Here is a 25,153-nt window from a genome sequence, read left to right on the forward strand (position 1 = left end):
GAGCAGATGGCCACAGTTTCACCTCACAGACTAGGGTTACATCCCGGCAAACCACTGCCGGGAGTACATCCCTCCCCCCTCACCTCACTCGGCGTCCGCCCATACCTCGCCTTGAAGCTCCGCGCGAAATGCGCCTGGCTCGAATACCCGTGCCGGTAGGCCACCTCGCTGATATCCAGGCCACTGGCTTGCGGGCTGCTGAGCAGGCGGTGGGCGAGTTCGAGACGGCGTTCGGCGATGTAGCGGCTGGGTGAGCCGCCTTCCTGGGCGAACAGGCGGGTGAGGTGGCGTACCGAGATGCCGATGCCCTGGGCGACGCGCTCGCAGCTGAGGGCCGGGTCGCCCAGTTGTTCGGCGATCAGGCGTTTGGCGGCCAATAGATAAGAGGCGCCCTGGGCGCTGACGCGGTGTTCGCCGGTGCTGCCGGCGATGATGCTGGAGAGCAGCTCCAGGGCGTCGTCCTCGAAGTGCTCGGCCTCACGGTTGGCGGGGCGCTGGAAGAAGCCCTGGGTGCGCTCGCAGAGGGTGCGGGTGAGCAGGCGTTGCAGGCGGGTTTCCGCGCCGACCTTGAGCGGGCCGTCGAGGCGGCCGAGGCAGCGTTCGCCGAACAGGTCCTGGGGGATGTCGAAGATGAACTGGCGCATGGCGCCGGAGAAGCCGAACAGGTAGGGCTTGTCGGTGCGGTAGATGATCATCTCCCCCGGCTCCAGCAGGGTGCAGCCTTCGCCCTGGTAGAAGAACGAGCGGCTTTCCTGCACCAGGGAGACGAACACCGATTCCTTGGGCACCGAGCGGATCATCGAGCAGTCCCGCTCCACCACATGCTGGTTGCCGCGCACCAGGGCCAGGCTCATGGCGCCCAGTTCGAGGTTGGACTGCGAGGCGGCGAGGCCACCGTCGGCGTAGGAGGAGCATTTGAGGCCGACGAGGATGGAGGCGTTGTACTGCTCCCAGAACCTCAGGCGCTGTTCGACCGGGATGTCGCAGGTACTGGCTCGCCGGGTCTCGAGCAAGGCGGGTGTGGTCATTCTTATTGTTCTCGTGGGTCGCCGCGGATCGAACCCCCGGGCCAAACATCGGCAGCTCCCGGGGACCGGGCGTCGCGCATCCTCTGCGGGTGTGGGCGACGCCCGGTCATTAACATCTGAACGCTGCCCGCCGTCAATCGCCCCCCGCCCGCTGCCCGGGCCCTGTCCGAAAAGCGCAAACAACAGGGCCGAGGCGATCAAACCCGCTGCCGCCGCGCCCTCTAGAGTCGGCCCCAGTCCATAACAACAACGAGACTGGAACATGGCCGAGCCTGCCCGCAACGAATTCTGGAAAGACCTGCAAGCCATCCCCAACTGCTTCAAGCCCGACGCCAAGCCCGAGGTTTATCTGCCCAACGCGGCGAGCGACGACCTGAGCCTGTACGTGCCCTTCACCGAGACGGTGTCCTCGCGCCCGCTGTGGATCTCGCCGAGCGAGAACCGCTGGTGCGACATCCTCATGGCCCGCAGCGCCGGCCTGGTGAACCGCCACTACCACCCCCACGAAGTGTTCGCCTACACCCTCTCCGGCAAGTGGGGCTACCTGGAGCACGACTGGACCGCCACCGCCGGCGACTTCGTCTACGAGACGCCCGGCGAGGGCCACACCCTGGTGGCCTATGAGCACGAGGAGCCCATGCGCGCCTTCTTCATCGTCAAGGGCCCGCTGATCTGGCTCGACGAGCGCGGCGAGCCGGAGGGCTACTTCGACGTGCACTCCTACATCGCCATGTGCCGCGAGCACTACGAGAAGATCGGCCTCGGCGCCGCCTACATCGACTCCCTGTTCCGCTGACCCCTTGCCCGGGGCGCCCGCACGGCGCCCCGGAGGAGAACGACATGGCGCCCACGACTTCCAACGCCCGGTATGAAAACGTACTGCTCGGCGTGCTCTTCCTCACCTTCGGCTTCGTATTCTTCGACCGCCTGGCACTGTCCTTCCTGTTTCCCTTCATGGCCGAGGAGCTGCAGCTCGGCAACCGCCACCTGGGCATGCTGTCGTCGGTGCTGGCCCTGGCCTGGGCGGTATCCGGGGCCCTGGTGGGCCTGTGGTCCGACCGCAACGGCGTGCGCAAGCCGCTGCTGATCGCGGCGGTGATCCTCTTCTCGCTGTGCTCGGCGCTGTCCGGGCTGGTGGGCGGTTTCCTCAGCCTGCTGCTGTTCCGGGGCGTGATGGGGCTGGCCGAGGGGCCGATCCTGCCGCTGTCGCAATCGCTGATGGTGGAGGCCTCGTCGCCCCATCGGCGCGGCCTCAACATGGGCCTGCTGCAGGGCTCGGCCGCCGGCCTGCTGGGCGCGGTGATCGGCCCACCAGTGCTGATCGGCCTGGCCGAGGCCTTCGGCTGGCGGCATGCCTTCGTCATCTCCCTGGTGCCGGGGCTGCTGATCGCCTGGCTGATCTGGCGCTACGTGCGCCCCGACGACCGGGCACGCAAACCCGACGCCAGCGCGGCCGGCCACGGCGTCGGCCTCGGCGGCCGCCTGGCCCTGCTGAAGAGCCGCAACATCCTGCTGTGCACCCTGATCAGCTGCGTGTTCCTCACCTGGTTCATCGTGCTGATTTCCTTCACCCCCACCTTCCTGGTCAGCCAGCGCGGCTACAGCCCGGCGAGCATGGGCGGGATCATGAGCTGCCTGGGCGTGGCCTGGGTGTTCTGGGGCTTCGCCGTGGCAGCGATCTCCGACCGCATCGGCCGGCGCCCGACCCTGGTGCTGTTCTCCCTGGTGGCCGCCTGCTGCCCGCTGGCCCTGCTCTACGCGCCCACGCCCTTCACCCTCGGTGCGGCGATGCTGCTGACCTACACGGGCCTGGGCTGCTTCACCCTGTTCATGGCCACCATCCCGGCGGAGACGGTGCCGCGCGGCGTCATCGCCACCGCCCTGGGGCTGATCATGGGCATCGGCGAGCTGGTGGGCGGCTTCATCGCCCCGACCATCGCCGGCTTCGCCGCCGACCGCTACGGCCTCTCCATCGTCATGTGGATGAGCTGCGGCGGTGCCCTGTTGGCCGCCCTGCTCTCGCTGTTCCTCAAGGAAACCGCGCCCACGGTGCTGGCCCGCAAGGCCGGCCGCCCCCTCGCCGACACCGCCAACCTGCAAGGACAACCCTGATGAACGCATTGCGCTGGCATGGCGCCCGGGACCTGCGCCTGGACGCCCTCGACATCCCCCCGCCCGGCCCCGGCGAGGTGGAGCTCAAGGTGGCCTATTGCGGCATCTGCGGCAGCGACCTGCACGAGTACCAGGATGGCCCGCACTCCATCCCCCAGCAGCAGCCGCACCCGCTGTCCGGCTGCCGCGCGCCGCTGACCCTGGGCCACGAGTTCAGTGGCGTGGTCACCGCACTGGGCGCCGGGGTGCAGGGCTTCGCGCTGGGCGACCGGGTGGCGGTGGAGCCCATCTACCGCTGCGGTGATTGCCGCTACTGCCGCGCGGGCCAGTACAACCTGTGCAGTTCCATGGGCTTTATCGGCCTGATGGGCGATGGCGGTTTCGCCGAGCGCGCCCGGGTGCCGGCCTACATGCTGCACCGCCTGCCGGCCGGCGTGAGCCTGCGCCAGGCCGCCGTGCTGGAGCCGGCTGCCGTGGCCCTGCATGCCCTGCGCCAGAGCAGCCTGCAGCCCGGCGACCGCTGCGCGGTGTTCGGCCTCGGGCCCATCGGCCTGCTGCTGATCGCCCTCGCCCGGCTGCGCGGCGTCGAGCACATAGTCGCGGTGGACGTGGCCCCCGAGCGCCTGGCGCGGGCTCTGGAGTTCGGCGCCGAGCGCGTGCTCGACGCCCGCCAGGTGGACGTGGCGCAGCAGCTGCAAGCCAGCGGTGGCGTGGATTGCGCCTTCGAGGCCGCCGGCACCCAGGCCACACTGGACGCGGCCCTGCACGGCCTGCGCAAGGGCGGCGAGGCGGTGCTGGTGGGCCTGATGGGCGAGGCGCGCTTCGACGCCTTCCACCTGGTCAATAACGAGCTGCGCATCACCAGCAGCGTCGGCTACCGCGAGGTCTACCCGGAGCTGATCGCCCTGCTGGACAGCGGCCGCCTCGACCTGGGCCGCGCGGTGACCCGCTGCGTGCCGCTGGAGCGCGCCGTCAGCGATGGCTTCGAAGCCCTGCTGGCCGACAAGGCGCAGATCAAGGTGCTGGTCAATCCCAACCCAGAACTGGCGGAGGCCTGAACATGCACGCATCGACCTTCAACCCCGGGCTGTTCCGTGATCGCCAGGTGCTGGTCACCGGCGGCACTTCCGGCATCGGCGCCGCCATCGCCCTGCAGTTCGCCGAACTGGGCGCCTCGGTGCTGGCCATCGGGCTTAACGCGGATGGCGCGCTCACCCCGCGCCACCCGCTGGTGCGCCCGCAGGAGCTGGACGTGAGCGACGCCGCCGCGCTGGAAGCGGCCATCCAGGCCCTGCCCCGGCTGGATGTGCTGGTGAACTGCGCCGGCATCAGCCGCGACCGCGAGGAATACCAGCCGGCGAGCTTCGAGCGCGTGCTGCAGATCAACCTCGTCGCCGCGATGCGCGCCAGCCAGTGCGCCCGCGAGCTGCTGGCCCGCCAGGGCGGCAGCATCGTCAACATCGCCTCGATGTTCAGCACCTTCGGCTCGGCCGACCGCCCGGCCTACAGCGCCAGCAAGGGCGCCATCGTGCAGCTGAGCAAGTCGCTGGCCATCGAGTACGCGGCCCTCGGCATCCGCGTCAACGCCATCGCCCCCGGCTGGATCGACACGCCCCTGGGCGCCGGTCTCAAGGCGGATGCACAAGCCACCCGGCGGATCATGCAGCGCACGCCTCTGGAGCGCTGGGGCGAGCCGGCCGAGGTGGCCACCGCCGTGGCCTTCCTCTGCAGCCCGGCGGCCAGCTTCATCACCGGCGCCGTGCTCGCCGTGGACGGCGGCTACCTCTGCACCTGAAGCCCTGACCCAACCCGAAAGCGCCCACCCCGGAGCCCGCGCCCCGGGGCGAGGCCCTGCTGCCCAAAACAACCGCGCCTTAACAACAACAAGAAAGGACCGCCCAACCATGAACCGCACCCTGGCCCGCAACGCCTTGCTCCTGAGCCTGCCCCTGCTGCCCCTGCCCAGCCTCGCCGACGAGGCCACCGGCCCGCTGGCGGAGCTGGGCAGCCAGCTCGCCGAACACGGCATCAAGACCCACGCGGTATTCCTCAGCCTGGCCGTGAAGAACCTCGACACCGGCCCGCGCCCGCACAGCTTCGGCAACAGCGGCGACCTGTTCCTCGGCGCCGACCTGGATCTGGGCAAAATGGCCGGCCTGGACGGTGCCGCCCTGCACATCGAGCAGACCCAGTTCATCCTCGACCGCAACACCGGGCAGCCCACCTCGGGCGCCTGGCAAGGGGCCGTCGGCAGCTACTTCGGCGGCGCACCGATCCACAACGACATCGGTGCCAGCCAGCTGAGCCTGCTGACCTGGGAGCAGCAATGGCTCGACGGCAACCTGGAAACCCACCTGGGCCGCACCAACGCCCGCCGCTACTTCTTCATCTACAACTGCGAGAGCCAGGTCACCTGCAACGACCCGGTGATCGACGCCTCCACCGGCGTGCTACCGCCGCCCTACGGCGCCTGGGGCGGCTACCTGAAGTACCGCCTGACGCCGGACCTGTACCTGCACGCCGGGGCCTTCGAATCCAACCCCGTGGACTACCTGAAGAAGCGCCACGGGCTGGACTTCAGCACCACCGACGCCAGCGGCACCAGCCTGCTCTACGGCATCGGCCGCCGCGAAGGCGCCGAGCGCAACCCCTACAGCTCCCACTACGAGCTCAACGGCTACCACAACACCTCCCGGCAGACCGACCCGCTCACCGGTGCCAGCGAGCACGGCAGCAGCGGCGCCTTCTTCAAGTTCCAGCAAACGGTGTGGCGCGCCGACGGCGGCAAGGGTGATGCGCCCCAGGCGGCACAGCTGTTCGGCTCGCTGTCGGCCGCCGCCGACGACAAGCAGCCCTTCCGCCACTTCGCCGAGGCCGGCATCAGTTGGCTCGCGCCCTTCGAGCGCCCCGGCGACAAACTCAACCTCAAGGCCAGCTACCTGCGCCTCAACCCGCACCAGCTGGAGTTCCAGCGCCAGAGCCGCATCGCCGCCGGTGGCGACCCGAGCCAGGGCTCGCGGGATGTCTACGCGCTGGAAGGCAACGGCCACTTCGCCCTCACCCGCCACCTCGCCCTGGAACCCAGCGTCCAGTACCTCTTCAACCCGGACAACTACTACAACCCCGGCGCCACCGAGATCAGTGGCGACGGCTTCGTCGTCGCCCTGCAGCTGACCCTGGACGTCGGCTCGCTGCTGGGCCTGTGAACCGCAAGGAATCCGCCATGACCTCACCCCGTCGCTTCGACTACATCATCGTCGGTGCCGGCTCGGCCGGCTGCGTACTGGCCAACCGGCTCTCCGCCGACCCGGGCCTCTCGGTCTGCCTGATCGAGGCCGGCCCCAGCGACCGCAGCCTGTTCCCCGGCAGCTACATCCGCACGCCGGCGGGCATCATCCGCCTGATCGCCAACCCGAAATGGAACTGGATGCACCGTTTCAGCCACGCCACCGGCAGCGGCGAAGTGGAGGTGCCCTGCCCGCGCGGCCGCGTGTGGGGCGGTTCCAGCGCCATCAACGGGATGATCTACATCCGTGGTCACCGCCACGACTACGACCAGTGGGCCGCCCAGGGCAACCGCGGCTGGAGCTACGACGAGGTGCTGCCCTACTTCCGCCGCTCGGAACACTTCGAGCCCGGCGCTTCGGCCTGGCACGGCCAGGGCGGCGAACTCAACGTCGCCGAGCTGCGCAGCCCCAGTGCGGTGAATGCGGTGTTCTACCAGGCCGGCGAAGAACTCGGCTGGCGCTACAACGCCGACTTCAACGGCAGTGATCAGGAAGGCATCGGCCCCTTCCACGTCACCCAGATCAACGGTGAGCGCTGCAGCGCCGCGCGGGCCTTTCTCCACCCGGTGCTGGCGCGCCCCAACCTGCAGGTGTTCAGCGGCGCCCTCACCCACCGCGTGCTGCTGCAGGGCGACCGCGCGGTGGGCGTGGAAGTGAGCCAGGGCGAGGAATTGCTGCAGCTGTTCGCCGAGCGCGAGGTGATTCTCAGCGCCGGCAGCATCAACTCGCCGCAGCTCTTGATGCTCTCCGGCATCGGCTCGGCGGTGGAGCTGGCCCGCCACGGCATCGCCCTGCGCCACGAGCTGCCCGGCGTGGGCCAGAACCTGCAGGACCACCAGGACGTGGTGCTCATGTACCGCAGCGACGCCGCCCTGGGCTACGGCCTCTCCCCGCGCGGGCTCTGGCCGCTGCTGCGCTCGCCCTGGCAGTACCTGGCCGGCCGGCGCGGCCCGCTCACCTCCAACACCGTGGAAGCCGGCGGCTTCCTGCGGCTCGACCCGGCCGCACCGACACCGGAGCTGGGCCTGATCGTCGCCCCGGCACTGAAGAACCAGCCGCAACGGCCGGTGCCCTTCGGCCACGGCATCAGCCTGCACGTGGCGGTGATGCACCCGCAAAGCCGCGGCGAAGTGCGCCTGAACTCACCGGACCCACGCGACAAACCGCACCTGGCCGCCAACTTCCTCAGCCACCCCGAAGACCTGCGCAAACTGGTGGAAGGCGTGCGCCTGGTACGCCGCCTGGCCGACACCGCCGCCTTCCGCCAGCACCTGCGCGGCGAGCTGGTGCCCGGCAAGGCCATCGACAGCCAGGCGCAGATCGAGCAATGGATACGCCACAACCTCGGCACCGTGTTCCACCCCGTCGGCACCTGCAAGATGGGCCACGACCCGCTCGCCGTGGTCGACGACCAGCTGCGCGTGCACGGCATCGACGGCCTGCGCGTGGTGGACGCCTCGATCATGCCCACCCTCATCACCGGCAACACCAACGCCCCGGCGATGATGATCGCGGAGAAGGCGGCGGAGATGATCCTGGGTACGGCACGCAAGGCGCCTGATTCGCAACCCAATGACGTCACCCTGCCCGCGCTCACTTCCTAGGGTGCTCGGCAGGTAGGGGCGACTTCAGTCGCCAAGCAGGCCGCAGGTCTGCCACTCGGTATCGCAGGGGGATGCTGCGCATCCCTTGGCGACTGAAGTCGCCCCTACACCGCCCCGTCGTTTAGCCGGTCTGCTTCGCGCCCCCTATGCCACGCCGGCAAAGCTAAGCCTGGATCGTCCGGCATGACCTGCCACGTTGTATGGCCGTGCGCGATGATCCGTTGCTGAGGAATAGGCTGGGTTGGAAGCGGTTCCTAGACTGTTGAAAACAGAAACGCCGCATGGGAGCGGCGTTACTGATGGGAATGACGGCTATTGGCCAGAGTCGAACGTTTTAGAGTAGGAAAAATAAACCTGCTCGCATTCCACACATCTCTCCACACTTTCAATCGAGAAATTGATTCGGCCATTTTGGCTCAACATCTTTCGCCATCATTTCGCCTATTTCAGTGAGAACATCTTTTGGGTTAGGGCGGCGGCTTTCAGTAGAGTCACCTTGAAACAATCTATGAAACGGAAGAACACAAGGCGACGCGAGCCACGATATACCATCCTCGAATTGCTTGTAATGCAATATGTAATGACCGTAATTATTGCTGGTATTCGCCCCAACAAAAGATGGAAGCCATATAACTTGAAATCTCCCACTACCAGAGCATCCTAACTTCTCAAATTCCCTGTAAACAGAATCGAGCAACTCCTCTGCCGGCGGCCACCCCTTGAAAATATCCGCTGCATCTTGCATAAAGCCACTCTCATCTATGTATTCATAACTATAGAAGTAGTAATTCTTTACGCACTCAGCCGAACCAAATATTGCATCCCATATTTGATTTCGATTTTTCGGCTTGTTATTGAACGACACTTCAATCTCCTATTTCTGAAACTCAATAACGGGACAGCCATCTCCTGGCGCGCCACTGGTTATAGACCTGCATCACTGCGTTGTTTTATTTGGCACAGATTTCGGTATCCGCCAATGCCTAGACGCTGTTCCACATGCGACGCAGTAGGGAAGTGACCTCAGAGGTTAGTGCCGCGCTTGGCTGAATGCATCCCGCAGTTTTTTGAATAAGCTCATGCCCAATCCTGGCAGTAGTTAGGCTCTGGGGCTGCGGCATTCTTTAGCGGTGACGACGTCATTGTCTAGGAGAAGGCGAGAACGAAAACAGATTGTTCACTCCCACTCTAAACTTCCTCTTCTAGCCGATGCCTGCTCTTCAAAAGCTCCCATTCCCTCCCTGGCCTGGCGCCGGGCTCAGGTCGCAGTTCGCGGCCGGTGACAAGGGCCATTATGTCGAGGCGTATGACAAGGGCTGGGCCGGACGAGGCGCCAGCAGCAAGGCCAGCCACAACCAGGCGAACGGCACCGCCGCCCCCATGAGCAGGGTCGAGGCGTAACCGCTCAGCGAGAAGGCGCAGATGCTGGCTGCCAACACGGCAAGTCCCCAGAGCAGGCCGGCCCGCGCGTACCGGCCCAGACGGCGGGCCAGGAAGTGGGCGATAAGCCGCCCGATGATCGAAGCAACGACGAGCACCTGCTCGACGCCCAGGATGGCGATACCTGTCATGAAGGCGGGCCCTTCGGTCGCCTCCCGCTCCACAGCCCGGAAGAACCAGGCGACCTGCGCCCCGTAGAGCACGGCCACCCCGGCCAGGGCCACCAGAAACGCTCGCCATCCAGGGAGCAGCGCGGGCAGCGTGCCCACCAGCAACATCCCGATCAATGCCATGCCGTGCATGTGCCAACCTCCTTGTGTGGATCATCCTCGACGCCCGGCGAGGCGGCTTCCCTGCCTGCGGTTGGGCGTACCCAGGGCGCCATCATCGACGGGGCACGCGCCAGGTCAATCCCCGGGATGAGTTCCCGTCGATGGGTTCACAGAGGGGAGGCGCACGGCTCACCCTCGGCGTATCCCCGCACCCTTTCACAGATCCGTGCCGCCTCGATTTCCAACCTGCATTGGCAGTGGCACTATCGGCCAACTGCCTGGAAATGGATGTCGCCATGCGCGCTCGCCTGTCGACGCGCCTTACTCGATATCCCATGCGCTCACTTTCACCTGGCCCGCTCGGTTGCCGAGATAAGGACATCTCATGAACACCCTCGCCCTGCTTACCGACATCCTGCGTAAAACCAAGGCCTTCTCCGGCCGGGTGCCCAACAGCGCAAAGGACAAGGCCACTGTCGTGGAGATATTCCGCGAGCTGATTCCGGCGAACGTGGCCTCGCTGGACCCCGACGTGATCGATGAGCCGCAAGACTACGAAGTGCTCCTCGCTCGCCTGGCGGCCATCAGCAATGGCGACCTGGCACCGGAGGACATGCAGATCAAAGCCGGCCGCACCGGCAAGCTCACCCTGACCTTCACCCAGCAGCAGGAAACCCACTCGCTGACGTTCACCCACGAGGGCGGCACCTACATCGATCAGAGCTTTCTCGATGCGCTGCACAAGCACTGCAAGAAAAAGCTTCCCGGCACCTTTCTCTTCACCTCGGAAGCGGAAAGCATCGAGGCGGTGTATTTACCCTTGAAGGCATTCAAGCGGGTGAACAACGAACTGCTCAGCACGCAAAGCACCGATGCCCTGGCCACGCTGATCCAGGCAGGCAATGTCTTCTCCATCGGCTGGGACAGCATTCCGTACGACGTGGTGGAAGGGTTCACCCGGGACGGCGAGACCCTGATCACCGCGTTGATCAAGGCACCGTTCGCCGAGAAGCCCGGCAGCTGGGGCGCTACCCGTCGCATCGAGATTCTCGAAGGGCTCCAGGGCATGGCGAATGTCTTCCGGGCCAATGCCCACGGCGAGACGCCCCGCGAAATTGCACTGGCCAAGGGCTGGGATCACCTGGTGCCGGAACTCAGCGGCTGGCCCGTGAAAACCGTACCTGTCACGGCCATCCGCGAGCGATCCGGCAACGGCTTTTCGTGTTTCGAGGGTGATCTCAAGGAAGCATTCGAACGGCTGGATGCGAAGGGCCTGTTCGAATCGATTCACTTCGACCCGAACAACCCCTTCCAGCACCTCCATATCTCCCACACACCCGACTTCATCTATGGCGAAGACACGCTGCTCGTCTCCCGCTATCGATTCGGCGGCGCCGTGGTCGGCTATTGCGTTTTCAGCCAGAAGCTCGGCGAGAACGGCTGGTCGATCAGCCGATTCGTGCCGCTGGGCGATGTCGACCAGCTGTGTGAGGTGATCGAGCGCTACTGCACACACTCATTGGTCTAAAGAGAACGGATATCTCCCATGCAACGCATTGCAATCGCTGCACTCTCAGCCCTGATCTCCATGACGGCGGTCGCAGGCACCCTCGAAAGCGAACTTCAAAAGAACGGCCTGGTAGCCCAGGCTATACCGAAAAGCGGCATCACCGAGAAAGTACTAGACCTTGGCTCTTATCAGGTTACTGCCGACGGTGGCGGGCTCCTCATCAGTCACGATGAGCAGAGCCTGGAGCGGCCCCTGACCGAGTTGCAGGTCGATGGCGTGAAGATCATGGGCACGGACCATGGTGAATGGGGAGGTGAGCTGACCGTCACCTCGCAGGATGGAACGACCAGAACCTTGCTGAAGGAAAATGTCGTCAGCATCCAGAAAGTCGACGGCTCGATCTTCGTGTTTACCGGGCTCAGCCACATGGGGATCAACGTTGGCGCCATGTACGAGCTGACGGATATCGCAAGCGAACCGAAGTTGACCAGGGTCACCCTGCTTCCCTCCGCCCCGGAGAAGATCCTTTTTGAAAAAGGCGTCGCCTACATCCTGACCTTCGACAGCCTTATTGCCGTAAACCCATCCCCTGAGCAGGCGTCGATGGAGATCATCGCCTACAAAGCGCCCTGGTCGCGCTTTGCGCCCAATAGCCTGGTCAAGCGAGGCGACACCTTTGTAGTGGGTATGTATGCAGGCGTTACGGTGGTTAACACCAGCCGGTTTGGAATTCAGGACGTGAGGTTCTATGGGCCGCAGGGGGCAGAAGAACTGCTCAAACCGGAGACGATCAATCATCGCCTCCGCTGAGCCGCCCCCCTCGGCTCACTGCGCCCTGACGTATACCCCATCGAAGCTCACATTCATGCCGCCGCAGTTGTTGTTGTCGTCCACCATCAGGAAGCGGCCGATGCGGGTGTACTCGACCGCGCAGTCGTACTTGCCGTCGCCGTCCTTGGTCATGGCGTAGCGGCCTTTGGGCTTGAAGGTGCCGTCGATCTGCCCGATGTGGGTGCTGGCGCCGCTGCCCCAGGTCGAATCACCGGTCACGTGCAGGCCTGGCCCCTGCTCTTGCTGCTCGATGGTGATGGTGCTGGCCCGGGCCTTCCAGGTGCCCAGCCAGTCGGTGGATGCGGGCAAGGGATCAGCCGCCGGCGCGAGGTTCTCCAGCACGATCCAGCCGACGGTTTCGCGCGTCTTGCCCTGGTACCAGGCACAGGCCCAGTCGCCTTCGATCTTGTTGACCAGCACCTCGTCGCCCTCGATGACGTAGGCCTTCTTCATGCACCCTTCCGACTCTGGGCAGCGCTCGTCGTCCTTGAAGAAGTGCGTCTGGTGCTTGCCCACGACCTTGTAGAGCTGGCTGAACTTGCCCTCGGTGGGGAAGTAGCCGCTGTCGCAGCTGAACGTCTCGCTGCCCTGCGCCTGGCTGGTGATGCAAAGCAGCGCCAGGGCGCCGGTCAGAGCGGTGGTGATCGTGTGCATGGCCTGGCTCGGCTCCAAGGGTCGAGAGGGAAAAAGCAGGGAGGCCGCGAGGACGGGCCGACGGAGCTGGCTAGGGAACCAGATCGACGCTGCCGCACCGGTTGCCGCGGGTCGTCAGGAAATCCACCTGCCTGGCCCGGTTGATGGCGATGCGCAGTTCGCAGCTGCCGGAATGGAAGACGTCGCCCCAATATTCGGTATGAACGACTTGTCCGTTCTGTGGCCCGGTGGAGGTGCCGAGTGCCTCACGCGATACATAGGATGTGTCGTAGCCATAGACCAGCACCACCCAGTCCTTTTCGGGCACGCCCAGGATCTGGCGCGGGGCGCCGAAGTAGTCGATGACCTCGGCTACCGGACGGTTCTTCCACGCACTGCGTGCCTGGGCTTCCGGCAGCGACGGGACGACGCCACAGCCGCCGAGCAGGGTGGCTGCCAGGGCGAGGGCGAGAACTCCTTTCATCGTCTGTTCCCCACGAAATAGCGTGTTCACTGCTGGGCCATCCTGTCGAATGCGTCATCGATGGTTTTCAGGATGGCCGCCTTGTATTGCTCGCGCCCCAGGGCGCTGAAGACCTCGCGGGATTCGTCGATCATGGCCAGGGGCGACATCTTGCCCAGGTGGCGCATCGATGCGCGCTCGCCCGGCTGGCACAGGAAGTCCCGGCTGCGGGCCAGCCAGGCATCGGGCTGGCTCTGCCATTTGCTGGAAACCTTGACGGGGGTCCAGTCGTTGAAGACGCCGAAATCCTGGGCGTCGTTGATCCGCACCCGGTTTTTGCCGCAATCGATCTCGACGTCGTAGGAGGTCAGTTTCTTCCCGGTCTTCTCATACACCTGGTACACGCCCAGCGACTGGATGCCGCCCGGGCGGTCGACGATGTGCGCAGCGTCGCCATCGGCGACAAACAGCTCATTCACACCCAGGTCGCCCTGGTGGTGAACGATCCAGTAATCGCCGACCAACTGTTCGGCATGAGCGGTAACGGAGCTGCTCAGGAGCAAGGCGGGCAGCAGGAGCCTGGGGGAACAACGCATGGCGGGCCGATCCTTTGCCGTCGTGGTCACTGCGAGGCGGGATGCTCGGCAGCGATGAGGGTCCGGAATCTAGCGACGCCCGCCTGGGAGGGTCAATTAGCACAGCTGTACTAAGGCGAGCCTGCACTGGACGCCTCGAGGGTGGGGTGATTAGGCCGGAAATGTCGGCCATGCACGCGCGGTTCACGGCTGCGCCCCGCAGAATGCAGGCACTCGCGGTCGTGCGATCGTCACGCAGGAAGTCTTGGTTGAAAAAACACCCGTTCGGCACCCACTGGCTGAAGAATGCCCACCGGCCCTGCCTCGCCCTGCTGCTGGCGGCCTGCCTGGGCGCCGCCCTGCCCTGCGCGGCCCAGCGCCTGGCCGCCGAGAACCACCGCGTCAGCCTGCAGGTGCTGGCTCCCGACGCGCCCCCGGTCGGCACCTGGCGGGTGAAGGTCCACGCCACCTATCGCCCGCTGGTGGACGGTTCGCCGAACACCACGGAGACGACCACCTCGCGAGCCAACTGCGCCTCGCCTTCGCGCTTCGGCACCTTGCCCTCCTTCAGGCGCTGCACGCGCACGCGGGACCGCACGGTGTGGCTGAAGCTGCCGGCCTCGCAGGTCATTGCGGCCGGCCCGCGCACCCTGGAGCTGGATTTCGCCCCGGTCATCGAGGACCAGGGCGGCACCTTCCGCATCGACGACCTGTCGCTGGAATACATGACCTGCGCCAAGGGGTGCGAGGAGCAGCGCATGGACATCCGCCTGAGCTGCTTCGCCGGCGACACCGAACGCGGCGAGATCCTCTCCAACGGCCTGTTGCTCACCTATTCGCGCGGCGCCAGGGCGGCGCCCGAGGTGGCCGATTGCGGGCTGAAGGTCGGCGATGAAATCAGCTGGGCGAACCGGGAGACGGTGCTGGAGCGCGTCCGTGGCCATTTCGGCGATGACCAGCAGCTGGTCAGCGACGAACTGCTCGATGTGTTCTCGGGGATTCCCGCCCCCGATGGAGGCTGGCGCTGGAACCCGGCGACGCGCCTCGACTCGCTCCGCGATCACTGCCCGCTCCCCGACGACCAGGGCTATGAGAACAGCCGCTACCTCGCCACGCTGCCGGTCACCACGGGCTGGCCGTATCGCCACGAAGCCGAGGTCTACGTCACCAGCAAGCCGAACGGCGAGGTCTGCACGATCTGGCTCACGGGCACCGATGACGAGATGTACCTGCGCTACTTCTACACCTACCAGGCCGGCGCGCTGGTCAAGGTCGCCACCCGCGACGAGCCGGACGACGTCTCGCGCGAGTGGCGCTGGGCGGGTGGCGAGCCCTGGGAATACACCCGCCGGCAGATGCCGGACTCCGTCGCGGGGCACGACGCCATCCTCTACTGGCACAGGACCGCCGCCCAGCTGTGGCCCAGGCGCATGGACCACGCGCCGGACTTCGCGGAGTTCGACGCACTGCGTGGCTTCTCACGGCAGCTGCTCGAGCGCTTTCCGGCACAGCCGCAATAGCGCCCCGGCATTCTGAGCAGGTGAATGGGCGCTCGCCTGGTTCGGGCCGTGCCCCCGCAGGCTATCTCGCCAGGCGTCCGATGGCCTCGCGCACCCCGGCGCCGTAGGCCGGATCGGCCTTGCTGCAGTGGCCGATGTGCCGCTCGATCACCTGTAGCGAGGCGCCGACTATGGCCCGGGCGGTGTTGTCGAACAGCGCCTGCTGCTGCGACGGCGACATCAGGCGGAACAGCGCGCCGGGCTGGGAGTAGTAGTCCTCGTCGACGCGGTGGTTCCAATGATCGGCAGCGCCCACAAGGCTCAGGGGCGGCTCGGCGTACTCCGGCTGCTCGGCCCACTCGCCCTGACTGTTCGGCTCGTAGGCCAGGCGTGAACCCTGGTTGCCATCGACGCGCATCTGGCCGTCGCGGTGGTAGCTGTGGTACGGGCAACGCGGCGCGTTGACGGGAATGTGCGTGTGGTTGACGCCAAGCCGGTAGCGTTGCGCATCGCCATAGGAGAACAGCCGGCCCTGCAGCATCCTGTCCGGCGAGAAGCCGATGCCGGGCACCACATGGGCCGGGTTGAAGGCGGCCTGTTCGACCTCGGCGAAGACGTTCTCCGGGTTGCGGTTGAGTTCCAGCACGCCGACCTCGATCAGCGGGTAGTCCTTGTGCGGCCACACCTTGGTCAGGTCGAAGGGGTTGATCGCGTAGCTGTCGGCGTCCTTATCCGGCATCACCTGCACGTAGAAGGTCCAGCGCGGAAAATGGCCCCGCTCGATGTTGTCGTACAGGTCGCGCTGACTGCTCTCGCGGTCGCCGGCCACCACTTGCCCGGCCTCGGCGTCGGACAGGTTGCGGATGCCCTGCTGAGTCTTCCAGGTGAATTTGACCCAGTGCCGCTCGTTGGCCGCGTTGATGAAGCTGAAGGTGTGGCTGCCGAAGCCATGCATGTGCCGGTAGCCATCGGGAATGCCGCGGTCGCTCATGACGATGGTGACCTGGTGCAGCGCCTCCGGCAGGCTGGTCCAGAAGTCCCAGTTGTTCTGCGCGCTGCGCATGCCGGTGCGCGGGTCACGCTTCACCGCGTGGTTGAGGTCGGGGAACTTCAGCGGGTCACGCAGGAAGAACACCGGCGTGTTGTTGCCCACCAGGTCCCAGTTGCCCTGCTCGGTGTAGAACTTCACGGCGAACCCCCGGATATCACGCTCGGCATCCGCCGCGCCACGCTCACCGGCGACGGTGGAGAAGCGCACGAAGATGTCGGTCTGCTTGCCCACCCGGGAGAACAGCGCGGCGCGGGTGTAGTGGCTGATGTCGTGGGTGACGGTGAAGGTGCCGTAGGCGCCGGAGCCCTTGGCATGCATGCGCCGTTCGGGAATCACCTCACGGTCGAAGTGGGCGAGCTTCTCCAGGAACCACACGTCCTGCAGCAGCGCCGGGCCACGCGGGCCGGCGGTCTGGGTGTTGTTGTTGTCGACGACGGGCGCGCCGACTGCGTTGGTCAGTTTGTGCTTGGGCATCACGGTAGCTCCTCAGACCAGTTCGCCGAGCAGCTCGGCGGTGGTGACGATGGCGTGGGCGAAGGTCGGCCCGTTGATTTCGTGCGCGGCGTGCAGCGCCTCTTCGGAGAAGGCCGCCGTGGCGTCACGCACCAGGGTCACGTGGTAGCCCAGCTCGGCGGCGAAGCGCGACGTGGCCTCGATGCAGGTGTTGGCCAGCAGGCCGATGACGATGACCCGGCGCACCCCGTGCTGCTTGAGCTGCAGGTCCAGGTCGGTATTGGCGAAGCCGCTGCCGCCCCAGTGTTCCTGCACCACCACGTCGCCGGCCTGGGGCCTGAAGTCCGGGTGCCACTCCCCTCCCCAGCTGTCGACGGCGAACACCTGGGCCCGCGCCGCCCCCACCTGGTAGGGGCTGGGATGCAGCCAGCCCTGGAAGTCGTCGGGCCGAGCGCGGTGATGCGGCACGTAGAACACGCGGATGCCGGCCCGGCGCGCGGCCCCCACCACCGCGCGCAGGTTGGCCAGGGTGCCGAGGCGATCGGCCACCGGCTTGGCCAGCCCGGTGAGCTTGCCGCCCTCGCTGAGGAAGTCGTTGTAGGGGTCGACCAGCAAAACGCCGGTGTCCTGTCTCGAGTCACTCATGCTGCCCTCCATGGAGAAAGGTGGCGCCGCAGCGCCGATCACTGGTCGACGGCCTTGCAGGTCGCTGGCAGGCTCAGATCGCCCGAGGCCACATCCCACACGCTGGACACGCACAGCACAGGGTGCGCCTCATGCGGCATTCCTCGCGTGCTGGCCGAGGTACTCGGCGGTGGAGATCACCGGCGCATAGCCGAATCTGAGCGCCGCCATGAAGGCCGCATGCACATGCGCCGCCGGCACCTTCACGCCATCGAACTCCAGGTCGAGGGTGGCGCAGGCATCGTGCAGCACGGTGGTCCGGTAGCCGAAATCGACCGAGGCACGGGTGATGCCGTCCACGCACATGTGGCTCATGTTGCCGACCACCACCACCTCGCTCACGCCGGCCTTGTCGAGGATCGGTTTCAGCTCGGTCTCGCGGAAGGAGTTGATGAAGTGCTTGAGCACCACCGGCTCGCCCGGGCGGTTGATCACGCTCGGGTGCAACTGCGCGCCCTCGCTGTGCGGCCGGAAGAAGGGCGCGTCCTGGCTGGTGAACTCGTGACGGATGTGCACCACCAGGTCGTCGCTGTCGCGGAACGCCGCGATCACCTGGGCCGCCCTGGCCGCGGCCTCCTCGACCTTGTCGAGGGTCCACAGGCCGCCGGGGAAGTAGTCGTTCTGGATATCCACCACGATCAACGCTTTCTTGCCGCTCATCTCGTCTCTCCTTTTGCCGTGGCCCGCCGGGAATTCGGCGGGCACAGGGGGGCTCAGTCACGCAGGAACGCCAGCATGTCCGCGCCGAGTTTTTCCTTGTGGGTGTCGGTGATGCCGTGGGGCGCGCCGGGGTAGATCACCAGCTTGGCGTGCGGCACCAGCCTGGCCGAAGCGCGCGCGGCGGCGTCCACCGGGACGATCTGGTCGTCATCGCCATGCAGGATCAGCGTGGGGATGGAGAACTTCTTCAGGTCCTCGGTGAAATCGGTTTCGGAGAAGGCCTTGATGCAGTCGAGGGCATTCTTGTGCCCGGCCATCATGCCCTGCATCCAGAAGGCGTCGATCACGCCCTGGGAGGGCTTGGCGCCCGGCCGGTTGTAGCCGAAGAAGGGACCGCTGGCGACGTCCTTGTACAGCTGCGAGCGGTCGGCGATGGAGGCCGCGCGAATGCCATCGAACACCTCGAGCGGCAGGCCGCCGGGATTGGCCTCGGTGCGCACCATCAAGGGTGGCACCGCCGCGATCAGCCCGGCCTTGGCCACCCGCGCCGTGCCATGGCGGCCGATGTAGCGCGCCACCTCGCCGCCACCGGTGGAGAAGCCGAACAACGCGGCGCCGCGCACATCCAGCTGGTCGAGCAGCTGGGCCAGGTCGTCGGCATAGGTGTTCATCTCATTGCCGCTCCACGGTTGGCTGGAGCGGCCATGGCCACGGCGGTCATGAGCGATCACCCGGTAGCCGTTGCTGGCCAGGAACAGCATCTGCGCTTCCCAGCTGTCGGCGTTGAGCGGCCAGCCGTGGCTGAGCACGACGACAGGGCCGCTGCCCCAGTCCTTGTAGTAGATCTCGGTGCCATCGCGGGTGGTGATAGTGCCCATGGTCTTGCGCTCTCCATTCTCAGGTTGCGGGCGGCCTGCGGCGAGGCCACTGCCGCGCACGCATCCACCCAGGGGTAACAGCAGCGCCGTGGCCAGTGCTGCGGAGCCGAGCAGCAGGTGGCGACGGCCGTGGTTCATCGGTGCATCAGGGCTGTGCGGCATTGGCAGACTCCGCTTCGTTCGATGCTGGCGGCAGACGCACGCGCATCAGGTTCCAGGTACTGACCCGCTCCTCCCACTCGTCCCCTTCGACGGGCGTCAGCGGCAGGGCCAGGTTGCTGACCAGCATCCACTCGCCCTGAACCACGCTGCTGGCGGGAAACAGCAGGCCACGAGGCGCACCGTTGCCGGCGATCCCCTCGAAGCCGCCCGCGCGCGCACGGATCAGGCCGCGTTCGTCGAGGCCGAGCAGCTGGTCGACCTGATTGGCCAGCAGCCACAGCAAGCCGTCATGGAACAGCAGGCCATCGGCTCCCGGCAGGCTCTCGGCCACTACCTGCAGCTCGCCGCTCGCCAGGTCCAGGCGCAGCAGGCGACCGTCGCCGGCGTTGTTGATGTAGAGCCGGCTCTCGTCAGCGTTGAAGGCCAGGCCGTTGGCACCGAACGGCAAGAAGCCCGCGGTGGCCAGCAGCGGGTCGCGCGACTTCACTTCCAGCGTGCAGGGTTTGCAGCGCGTGGCGTTGGCGATGCGGTACAGCGCGCCCTGGAAAGAGTCGGAAACGTAGAGGTCACCATTGCCGGCGAACACCAGGCCATTGGGCGCCGGCATGCCGCCGGCACCGAAGTGGATCAGGTCCTGGCTGCCGTCCGGGTTGGCCACGCTGCGTGCAGCCGGCGCGGCGGGATCGAGACGGGGGAATTCGAGAAGGTCCTCCACGGGAGAGTCGGCCGTGAAGTCGGCCGCGATGCGCTGCAGCTTGCCGGCGCCGAAATTGAGGATGTAGACCCTGCCGTCGGCATAGCCCAGGCCGGTCAGAGGCGTTGCGGCAAAGGCACGCTGTGCGAGTAGCCGCCCCCCGGCGCTGTAGCGCAGCAGCTGGTTGTTACGCCGTTCGGCGGGCTGGCGGGCATCGAAGGTACCGACGAATATCTCGCCGCTGTCAGGGGCGACGGCCAGGCCCTCCGGGTAGCGCACACCAGCGGGCAACTCGATGAAGGGTTCGACTTCAAGCAACGTCGGGCCCTGAGCTTCAGCGCGCGGATGCACGGCGGCCACAGCCAGGAGCAGGCTCAGAATGCCCGCGCGGCACCTCGACAGTCTCATATCGCCTCCATTCGCGCCGGCACGGGGCGGGCGCTTTCGGGGGCTCGTCAGGACGCCGAATGCCGGGGCAGCGGGTGGCGAGCGATGACGTGATGCTCGCGGCTGGCGGCAGGAGGTGGCTACGTAAAATCGGCAAATCGGCACGACGGCCGGCACGTGCCTGTTTTACGTAGCCGTGGCACCCGCCCCGGCGCACCGTGGAGGTGCCTCTCCTGGCCAGGACACCGCCATGCAACCGCGCAACACGCCACGCGAACGCAGCCGCCGGGCCGCACAAGAACGCTTGCTGAAAAAGGTGCTGGGCGTGTTGCCGCAGGGTTGCGGGCGCCCACCGCGCCTGGCGGAGCTGTGTCGCGCGGTCGGGGTCAGCGAGCGCACCCTGCGCAGCGCCTTCGTCGCCATCCTGGGCGTGGCGCCGGCGCGGTATCTGCGCCTGCGCCGCCTGCACCTGCTGCGGGCCGCCCTGGCGGTTGCCGACCCGCACCAGACCGGCGTCGCGGAAATGGCCCGCCGCTTCGGCTACACCGATGGCGGGCGCATGGCGGCGGACTATCACGCCCTGTTCGGCGAGTACCCCAGCGCCACCCTGCAGCGCCGCATCAGCCCCGCCTAGGCGGCAGGGAGCGCCGGCTGCGCAGCGATTGCGACGGCAGTTCGCCGAAATAGCGCCGGTAGAGCCCGGCGAAGCGGCCGAAGTCCCACACGCCGAAACGTGCGCAGATCTGGGTGATGGTCTCCTCTGCCGAGGCCCGCAGGATGGCGCGGCGGATGGCGTGCAGGCGGTGCTGCATCAGGTAGCGATGCGGGCTCATCCCCAGGTAGCGGGTGAAGAGGTTGCGCAGCGTGCGCTCGGAGCTGTTGCAGGCCTGGCACAGGTCCGTCATGTGCAGCGGCGTATCCGGCATGCCGTCGAGCAGCTCCAGGGCGCGACGCAGGATCACCTGGTGGTTCTGCCGGCCCGCGCTATCGGCCTGGGCCGGTGTCGCGGGCAGGAGGCTGCGGAACACCCGGTCCAGCAGATCGCCACGCGCCGCGCACTCGGCCGCCGGGGCGTGCAGCTCCTGCGGCGCGCAGTGATCGATGCGCAACAGGCGCAAGGCCAGCCACACCAGCGGCGCCAGGTCCTGCTGGGCCACGCAGACCAGATTGCGCGAGAGGATCGACACGTCGAACTCGTCCTCGTGCTGCTGCGCCCAGCGCAGCACCAACTCGCAGGACATCGCCACGGTCATCCAGCTCGCCGGCTGGCTGGCGTCGATGTGAAACATCGCCTCGGGCACCATCCAGCCGATCAGCCGGCGGTCCAGGCGCTGCCCTCCCAGCACGGTGGACTCGTGCCGGCTCAGCGGCAGGAAGATATTGAAGAAGCCGCTCAGGCCGACCCCGCTGTAGACGGTGCCCGCCCCCTCGCGACCGAACATCAGCGCCACGCCGTTGAGCTCGACGACGCGCAAGCGCCAGTCGCGCTGCTGCCGTGTACGCAGCAGGTAGCGCCCCTCGACGCCATAGAGGGCTTCCTCGAATTCATCGAAATCAGCGCAGACGAGCCTGCTCATGCCTTCCCCCAGTCGAGACGCACGCGGTGTTTGTCGGGATCAACGAACGATAGTCCAGCTGCTGCGGCTGTCGCGGGCGGCAGGCCTTCGCGGGGCCGTTTGCCGGGCGGAGCCGCCGCTGCAGGGCGGGTCGCCTGAGTCCACCTCCGCAAAGCTATACAAATACCTATACATAACTATTATTTGTACAGGTATCATCGCTCCATGAACTCACCTGGAGAGCCCATCATGCGCCTGGCATCGCCCGCCATCTCGGCGTTACGCACCCTCGCCCTGCTCGGCCTGCTGCTGGCCGGCTCGCCGAGCTGGGCCGACTGGAGCAGCGAGCTGCCCGAGGCGAAGCTGGTCGGCCAGGGCGACTTCACCTGGTTCGGCCTGCGGGTGTACCAGGCCCGGCTGTGGAGCCCGGTGGCGCCCGTCGACTGGAAGCAGCCCTTTGCCCTGGAGCTCATCTACAGCCGCGAGCTGTCGCGGGACACCCTGGTGCAGGCCAGCCTGGACGAGATGCGCCGGCTGGGGGGCGCCTCGGTCGATGAGCAGCGCCTGGCGGCCTGGGATGGCGAGATGCGCCGGGCCTTCGTCGACATCCAGCCGGGCCAGCGCATCACCGGCCTGTACCAGCCCGGCCGGGGCAGCCGTTTCTACGTCGACGGCGCGTTCCGCCATGCGATCGCCGACACCGACTTCGCCCAGGCGTTCTTCGCCATCTGGCTGGATGCCCGCACCCGTAATCCCGAGCTGCGCCGCGAGCTGCTCGGGCTCAATGAAACAAGCCAATGAGGAGGCCGATGATGCGTGCCGTAATAGGGTTGCTGTGCTGCCTGCTGCTCGCCGGTTGCGGCGGTGTGGATGTCCATCACTACGCGAAGGAGCGGCCGCAGCTGGACCTGCCGGGGTTCTTCTCCCGGCCGGTGCAGGCCTGGGGCATGTTCCAGAACCGCTCGGGCGAGGTGGTCAAGCGCTTCAAGGTCGACATCACCAGCCGCCGCGAGGGCGAGCGGCTGATCCTCGATGAGCGCTTCCTCTACAGCGACGGCACCCGCCAGCAACGGGTGTGGACCCTGACGCCGGCCGGCGAAGGGCGCTGGCGCGGCCGCGCGGGGGACGTGATCGGTGAAGCCGATGGCGAGGTGGCGGGCAACGCCCTGCGCTGGCGCTACACGCTGAACCTGGAGGTGGACGGCTCGACCTGGGAAGTGGCCTTCGACGACTGGATGTACCTGATGGACGAGGACACCCTCATCAACCGCTCGAGCATGAGCAAGCTCGGCGTGGAGCTCGGCCAGGTGACGCTGTTCTTCCGCCGCGACTCCACATCGCAAGACTGAGTGACCAGGCGTGAGCCGGAGGACTGGGCGATGAATCTCCAACAACTCGGCGAGGCCGCGCTGGCAGGCCGTATCGAAGGGCTCGACGTGGTGTCCCTGGAAGGCGGTTTCTACATCCTCCAGGCGCGGCTCGCCTCGGGCCTCGAAGGGGTGCTGGACGATGAGGGACAGGTCTTGCGCCTGCGCTCGACGACCCAGCTCCGCGATTTGCTGCAGGGCTTGCCACGGTTGCCCTGTGACCTGGTGCAACACTGCGTCCACGACGAGATGTGCGGCGTCCGCGAGGGCCCGCTGGAGCCGATGCGCCTGCCCCTGTCGCTGGACTCGCAATGGTGAACGGCAAGGTACGCCGGCTCGGCCTGGTGCTGGGCGACCAGCTCAGCTTCGACCTCTCGCTGTTCGATGAACTCGACCCGGCCCATGACGCGGTGCTGATGGCCGAGGTCCAGGAGGAGGCGAGCTACGTACCGCACCACCCGCACAAGATCGTGCTCATCTTCAGCGCCATGCGTCACTTCGCGGCGGCCCTGGAGGCGCGCGGCTGGCGGGTCATCTACGTGCGCCTCGACGCCCCCGACAACAGCGGCAGCCTGGCCGGCGAGCTGCACCGCTGGCACGCCGCCCTGGGCGAGCCGGCGCTGCACCTGACCGAGTGCGGCGAATGGCGCGTGGAGGAGGCGCTGCGCGCCACCGGCTTGCCGCTGGCCTGGTACGCCGACCGTCGCTTCCTCTGCTCCCGTGAGGCGTTCGCCAAATGGGCGGGCAGCCGCCGGCAACTGCGCATGGAGCTGTTCTACCGCGAGATGCGCAAGCGCAGCGGGCTGCTGCTGGAGCCGGACGGCCAGCCGCTGGGGGGCAGCTGGAACTTCGACGCCGACAACCGCAAGGCGCTGCCCAAGGGCGTGCGCGGCCCCTTCCCCGCGCGGTTCGCGCAGGACGCGATAACCCGCGAGGTGGTGGCCCTGGTGGGCGAGCGGTTCGCCGGGCACTACGGCCGCCTGGAAGGCTTCGACTACCCGGTGACCCACGAGGAGGCCCAGGCGCTCTGGCAGCACTTCCTGGCGTTCGCCCTGCCCGCCTTCGGCGACTATCAGGACGCCATGGCCGAGGGCGAGCCCTACCTCTTCCATGCGCGCATCAGCGCCGCCCTGAACATCGGCCTGCTGGACCTGCGCCAACTCTGCGCCGACGTGGAGAACGCCCACCGCCAGGGCCGGGTGCCACTCAACGCGGCGGAAGGCTTCATCCGCCAGCTGATCGGCTGGCGGGAATACGTGCGCGGCATCTACTGGCTGCGCATGCCGGAATACGCCGCGCTCAACGCCTTCGGCAACCAGCGGTCGCTGCCGGCGTTCTACTGGACCGGCCGCACCGACATGCGCTGCATGGCCCAGGCGATCGGCCAGACCCTGGAGCTGGGCTACGCGCACCACATCCAGCGGCTGATGGTGACCGGCAATTTCGCCCTGCTCGCCGGCATCGCGCCGGCGGCCATCTGCGAGTGGTACCTGGCGGTCTACCTGGACGCCTTCGAGTGGGTCGAGCTGCCCAACACCCTGGGCATGGTGATGCACGCCGACGGCGGCTACCTCGGCTCCAAGCCCTATTGCGCCAGCGGCCGCTACATCCAGCGGATGTCCGACCATTGCGCCAGCTGCCGCTACAACGTGGAGCGGGCGACCGAGGACGACGCCTGCCCCTTCAACGCGCTGTACTGGCATTTCCTGATGCGCCATCGCGATCGCCTGGGCGGCAATCCGCGCCTGGCCATGGTCTACCGCAACCTGCAGCGCATGGCGGAGTCGCGGGTCGAGGCCCTCTGGCAGCGCGGCGAACGGCTGCTGGCGCGGCTGGACGCCGGCGAGGCCCTGTGAAGAAGACCCACCTGCCGCACAAGACCTGCGCGGTGTGCGGGCGCCCCTTCGCCTGGCGCCGCCGCTGGGCACGCTGCTGGGACGAGGTGCGCTACTGCTCCGAGCGCTGCCGCAACCAGCGTCACGCGGCCCGCTGACGCAGCCCGCCCCG

General features: G+C 66.9%; 27 protein-coding genes. 15 read left to right on the forward strand and 12 right to left on the reverse strand.

Annotated elements, in window-relative coordinates; genetic code table 11:
- Positions 1-23 precede the first annotated feature (23 nt).
- Positions 24-1,028, reverse strand: a complete 1,005-nt coding sequence (locus tag DMX10_RS13720) for a helix-turn-helix domain-containing protein (RefSeq protein ID WP_111261582.1) — start codon at positions 1,026-1,028, stop codon at positions 24-26.
- A 262-nt stretch (positions 1,029-1,290) separates the two neighbouring features.
- On the opposite strand from DMX10_RS13720, the gene DMX10_RS13725 reads away from it, so the two are divergent.
- The 6 genes from DMX10_RS13725 to DMX10_RS13750 all read left to right on the forward strand — a co-directional run bounded on the left by DMX10_RS13725 (position 1,291) and on the right by DMX10_RS13750 (position 8,031).
- The gene (locus DMX10_RS13725; protein ID WP_021221744.1) at positions 1,291-1,824 is read left to right on the forward strand and encodes a 2,4'-dihydroxyacetophenone dioxygenase family protein; all 534 of its coding nucleotides are present in this window, start codon (positions 1,291-1,293) and stop codon (positions 1,822-1,824) included.
- Between the two features lie 44 nt (positions 1,825-1,868).
- Complete coding sequence (locus DMX10_RS13730; RefSeq protein WP_111261583.1) at positions 1,869-3,140, forward strand: MFS transporter; 1,272 nt, start codon at positions 1,869-1,871, stop codon at positions 3,138-3,140.
- Entirely contained in the window at positions 3,140-4,198 is a 1,059-nt protein-coding gene (locus DMX10_RS13735; RefSeq protein WP_111261584.1) for a 2,3-butanediol dehydrogenase, read from the forward strand. Before DMX10_RS13730 ends, DMX10_RS13735 begins: the two co-directional genes overlap by 1 nt.
- Before the next feature lie 2 nt (positions 4,199-4,200).
- Complete coding sequence (locus tag DMX10_RS13740) at positions 4,201-4,935, forward strand: SDR family NAD(P)-dependent oxidoreductase (RefSeq protein ID WP_111261585.1); 735 nt, start codon at positions 4,201-4,203, stop codon at positions 4,933-4,935.
- Positions 4,936-5,044: 109 nt separating this feature from the next.
- Entirely contained in the window at positions 5,045-6,346 is a 1,302-nt protein-coding gene (locus tag DMX10_RS13745; protein ID WP_111261586.1) for a carbohydrate porin, read from the forward strand.
- 17 nt (positions 6,347-6,363) lie between these two features.
- A complete protein-coding gene (locus DMX10_RS13750; protein ID WP_111261587.1) occupies positions 6,364-8,031 on the forward strand; it encodes a GMC family oxidoreductase in 1,668 nt (555 codons plus the stop codon).
- 385 nt (positions 8,032-8,416) lie between these two features.
- Here the strand turns inward: DMX10_RS13750 and DMX10_RS32500 are convergent, their stop codons facing one another.
- Positions 8,417-8,896: a hypothetical protein gene (locus DMX10_RS32500; RefSeq protein ID WP_146603010.1), complete on the reverse strand. Its 480-nt coding sequence runs from the start codon at positions 8,894-8,896 to the stop codon at positions 8,417-8,419.
- 427 nt (positions 8,897-9,323) lie between these two features.
- Positions 9,324-9,773 (reverse strand): hypothetical protein, encoded by a 450-nt coding sequence (locus DMX10_RS13755; RefSeq protein WP_111261588.1) that lies wholly within the window; start codon positions 9,771-9,773, stop codon positions 9,324-9,326.
- Between the two features lie 355 nt (positions 9,774-10,128).
- On the opposite strand from DMX10_RS13755, the gene DMX10_RS13760 reads away from it, so the two are divergent.
- Together DMX10_RS13760 and DMX10_RS13765 are read left to right on the forward strand one after the other, a co-directional pair.
- Positions 10,129-11,271, forward strand: coding sequence for a hypothetical protein (locus tag DMX10_RS13760; protein ID WP_111261589.1), 1,143 nt, complete (start codon positions 10,129-10,131; stop codon positions 11,269-11,271).
- 18 nt (positions 11,272-11,289) lie between these two features.
- Positions 11,290-12,063, forward strand: a complete 774-nt coding sequence (locus DMX10_RS13765; RefSeq protein WP_111261590.1) for a hypothetical protein — start codon at positions 11,290-11,292, stop codon at positions 12,061-12,063.
- A 15-nt stretch (positions 12,064-12,078) separates the two neighbouring features.
- On the opposite strand, the gene DMX10_RS13770 is transcribed toward DMX10_RS13765, so the two are convergent.
- The 3 genes from DMX10_RS13770 to DMX10_RS13780 form a co-directional block, all read right to left on the reverse strand.
- On the reverse strand, positions 12,079-12,738 hold the full coding sequence (locus DMX10_RS13770; protein WP_111261591.1) for a hypothetical protein: 660 nt from the start codon (positions 12,736-12,738) through the stop codon (positions 12,079-12,081).
- Positions 12,739-12,808: 70 nt separating this feature from the next.
- The gene (locus DMX10_RS13775) at positions 12,809-13,201 is read right to left on the reverse strand and encodes a hypothetical protein (protein ID WP_111261592.1); all 393 of its coding nucleotides are present in this window, start codon (positions 13,199-13,201) and stop codon (positions 12,809-12,811) included.
- Between the two features lie 26 nt (positions 13,202-13,227).
- Complete coding sequence (locus DMX10_RS13780) at positions 13,228-13,776, reverse strand: hypothetical protein (RefSeq protein ID WP_111261593.1); 549 nt, start codon at positions 13,774-13,776, stop codon at positions 13,228-13,230.
- 248 nt (positions 13,777-14,024) lie between these two features.
- On the opposite strand from DMX10_RS13780, the gene DMX10_RS13785 reads away from it, so the two are divergent.
- Positions 14,025-15,275, forward strand: a complete 1,251-nt coding sequence (locus tag DMX10_RS13785; protein ID WP_111261594.1) for a hypothetical protein — start codon at positions 14,025-14,027, stop codon at positions 15,273-15,275.
- Positions 15,276-15,336: 61 nt separating this feature from the next.
- Here DMX10_RS13785 and DMX10_RS13790 read toward each other — a convergent pair whose 3' ends face one another.
- The 5 genes from DMX10_RS13790 to DMX10_RS13810 all read right to left on the reverse strand — a co-directional run bounded on the left by DMX10_RS13790 (position 15,337) and on the right by DMX10_RS13810 (position 20,244).
- A complete protein-coding gene (locus DMX10_RS13790) occupies positions 15,337-16,779 on the reverse strand; it encodes a catalase (RefSeq protein WP_178082953.1) in 1,443 nt (480 codons plus the stop codon).
- A gap of 12 nt (positions 16,780-16,791) precedes the next feature.
- Positions 16,792-17,403 (reverse strand): isochorismatase family cysteine hydrolase, encoded by a 612-nt coding sequence (locus tag DMX10_RS13795; protein ID WP_111261596.1) that lies wholly within the window; start codon positions 17,401-17,403, stop codon positions 16,792-16,794.
- Positions 17,404-17,532: 129 nt separating this feature from the next.
- Positions 17,533-18,102: a cysteine hydrolase family protein gene (locus DMX10_RS13800; protein ID WP_111261597.1), complete on the reverse strand. Its 570-nt coding sequence runs from the start codon at positions 18,100-18,102 to the stop codon at positions 17,533-17,535.
- Positions 18,103-18,155: 53 nt separating this feature from the next.
- Positions 18,156-18,980, reverse strand: a complete 825-nt coding sequence (locus DMX10_RS13805; protein ID WP_111261614.1) for an alpha/beta fold hydrolase — start codon at positions 18,978-18,980, stop codon at positions 18,156-18,158.
- A 145-nt stretch (positions 18,981-19,125) separates the two neighbouring features.
- On the reverse strand, positions 19,126-20,244 hold the full coding sequence (locus DMX10_RS13810) for an SMP-30/gluconolactonase/LRE family protein (RefSeq protein WP_111261598.1): 1,119 nt from the start codon (positions 20,242-20,244) through the stop codon (positions 19,126-19,128).
- Positions 20,245-20,473: 229 nt separating this feature from the next.
- Between DMX10_RS13810 and DMX10_RS13815 the strand changes: the two genes are divergently transcribed.
- A complete protein-coding gene (locus DMX10_RS13815) occupies positions 20,474-20,857 on the forward strand; it encodes a helix-turn-helix domain-containing protein (protein ID WP_111261599.1) in 384 nt (127 codons plus the stop codon).
- On the opposite strand, the gene DMX10_RS13820 is transcribed toward DMX10_RS13815, so the two are convergent.
- Complete coding sequence (locus tag DMX10_RS13820) at positions 20,844-21,800, reverse strand: helix-turn-helix domain-containing protein (protein WP_111261600.1); 957 nt, start codon at positions 21,798-21,800, stop codon at positions 20,844-20,846. The genes DMX10_RS13815 and DMX10_RS13820 overlap by 14 nt on opposite strands.
- A gap of 228 nt (positions 21,801-22,028) precedes the next feature.
- Between DMX10_RS13820 and DMX10_RS13825 the strand changes: the two genes are divergently transcribed.
- Genes DMX10_RS13825 through DMX10_RS13845 form a run of 5 tightly spaced genes read left to right on the forward strand, consistent with a single transcriptional unit; the run spans position 22,029 to position 25,139 of the window.
- Positions 22,029-22,580, forward strand: a complete 552-nt coding sequence (locus DMX10_RS13825; RefSeq protein WP_111261601.1) for a chalcone isomerase family protein — start codon at positions 22,029-22,031, stop codon at positions 22,578-22,580.
- Positions 22,581-22,591: 11 nt separating this feature from the next.
- Positions 22,592-23,128: a DUF3833 domain-containing protein gene (locus DMX10_RS13830; RefSeq protein WP_111261615.1), complete on the forward strand. Its 537-nt coding sequence runs from the start codon at positions 22,592-22,594 to the stop codon at positions 23,126-23,128.
- A 30-nt stretch (positions 23,129-23,158) separates the two neighbouring features.
- Positions 23,159-23,464 carry a DUF6482 family protein gene (locus DMX10_RS13835; protein ID WP_111261602.1) on the forward strand — a complete coding sequence of 102 codons (306 nt, stop codon included), beginning with the start codon at positions 23,159-23,161 and terminating at the stop codon, positions 23,462-23,464.
- The gene (locus DMX10_RS13840) at positions 23,458-25,002 is read left to right on the forward strand and encodes a cryptochrome/photolyase family protein (protein ID WP_111261603.1); all 1,545 of its coding nucleotides are present in this window, start codon (positions 23,458-23,460) and stop codon (positions 25,000-25,002) included. The genes DMX10_RS13835 and DMX10_RS13840 overlap by 7 nt, the downstream gene beginning before the upstream one ends.
- Positions 24,999-25,139: a DUF2256 domain-containing protein gene (locus DMX10_RS13845; protein WP_111261604.1), complete on the forward strand. Its 141-nt coding sequence runs from the start codon at positions 24,999-25,001 to the stop codon at positions 25,137-25,139. The genes DMX10_RS13840 and DMX10_RS13845 overlap by 4 nt, the downstream gene beginning before the upstream one ends.
- The last annotated feature ends 14 nt before the right edge of the window (positions 25,140-25,153 follow it).

This window comes from Pseudomonas sp. 57B-090624 (genome assembly GCF_003234055.1).
In the GTDB taxonomy this organism is placed as follows: Bacteria; Pseudomonadota; Gammaproteobacteria; order Pseudomonadales; family Pseudomonadaceae; genus Metapseudomonas; species Metapseudomonas tohonis.